This is a genomic window from Streptomyces sp. URMC 126 (assembly GCF_051386555.1).
Classification (GTDB): Bacteria; Actinomycetota; Actinomycetes; order Streptomycetales; family Streptomycetaceae; genus Streptomyces.
Genome location: NZ_JBPQTX010000585.1, coordinates 1 through 1640 on the forward strand (window position 1 = coordinate 1; position 1640 = coordinate 1640).

Here is a 1640-nt window from a genome sequence, read left to right on the forward strand (position 1 = left end):
ACCAGCTCCACCGCCTCGGCCACCGCGGCCCCCCGCCCGCCCCCGGCGGTACCCTCGTCCCGTCGGACTCCGTTACCGGAGGGAGTGGAGCGCATGACGCGCGAGATGCGGCAGCGGCGGTCGGACAGGGAGTTGAGCGGGCGGGAGGTGGTCGAGGATCCCTTCACGCTCGGCGTCGCCTCCGGTGATCCGCTGCCCGACGGGGTCGTGTTGTGGACGAGACTGGCGCCGCGCCCGCTGGAGGTGGACGGCGGGCTGCCGCCGGAGTGCCGGATCCCGGTGGAGTGGGCGGTGGCGGCGGACGAGGGGCTGCGCGACATCGTGTGCGGCGGGGTCGTGGCGGCCGACGGCGCGGACGCGCACAGCGTCCACGTGGAGGTCGACGGGCTGGAGCCGGCCCGGACGTACTGGTACCGCTTCCGCTGCGGCCCGTGGACCAGCCCCGTCGGGCGGACCAGGACGGCGCCCGCTCCCGGAGCGGACGTCGGACGCGTACGGATGGGGCTGGCCTCCTGCCTGCAGTACGACGAGGGGTACTACACGGCCCTCGCCCACCTCGCCCGGGAGGAGGATCTGGACGCCGTCCTCTTCGTCGGCGACTACATCTACGAGAACGAGATCAACGCCCAGGCCGGAGCCCGCGGCTACACCGGAGAGCAACAGCTCCCCGAGGTCTTCAACCACTGGCTGACCACCCTCGACGGCTACCGGCTGCGCTACGCGCTCGGCAAGACCGACGCCGACCTGCGGGCCGCGCACGCCGCGCACCCCTGGATCGTCACCTGGGACGACCACGAGGTGGAGAACAACTACGCCGCCGCCGTCTCCCAGCGCAACCTGCCGACCGACGAGTTCCTGCGCCGCCGCGCCGCCGCCTACCGGGCGTACTGGGAGCACATGCCGCTGCGCGAACGGCAGCGTCCCTCCGGCCCGGACGCCCGGCTGTACCGGCGGTTCCATTACGGGGACCTGGCGCGGTTCGACGTCCTGGACACCCGGCAGTACCGGTCCGACCAGGCGTACGGGGACGGCTGGAAGTACCCCGGGCCCGAGTCCGAGGACCCGGCGCGGACGCTCACCGGGGCCGAGCAGGAGGAGTGGCTGCTGGACGGCTTCCGGGAGTCCTGCGCGACCTGGAACGTCCTCGTCCAGCAGGTGGCCTTCTGCCAGCGCAAGGGCAACGTCGGGCGGGCGCGCGTGTCGATGGACGCCTGGGACGGCTACCCCGCGTCGCGCCGCAGGATCCTCGACGGCGCGCGGGACGCGGAGATCGCCAACCTCGTCGTCCTCTCCGGTGACGTCCACGTCCACTACGCCATGGACATCAAGGAGGACTTCGACGACCCGGGCTCCGCCACGCTGGGCGTCGAGATCCTCGGCACGTCCGTGTCCAGCGGCTTCGACGGGGTCGAGCGGCCGGACGACTGGGAGAACGTGATGCGGGTCAATCCGCACATCAAGTACTACGCGGAGCGCCGGGGTTACGTCGTCATCACCTTCACCCCGGACAGCGTCCGGGCCGATTACCGGGTGCTGCCGTACGCCACGCGGCCGGGGGCGCCGGTCGCCACGGAGGCGAGTTTCGTGTCGCGGGCGGGGCGGCCGGGGTTCGAGCCGGCGTGAGCCGCGTGGCGGACGGC

The 1640-nt window shown here is 72.9% G+C and carries 1 protein-coding gene; it reads left to right on the forward strand.

What is annotated here, in order from left to right; translation table 11 throughout:
* Positions 1–93: 93 nt before the first annotated feature.
* Entirely contained in the window at positions 94–1623 is a 1530-nt protein-coding gene (locus tag ACSNOK_RS32925) for an alkaline phosphatase D family protein (RefSeq protein ID WP_436784454.1), read from the forward strand.
* Positions 1624–1640 lie beyond the last annotated feature (17 nt).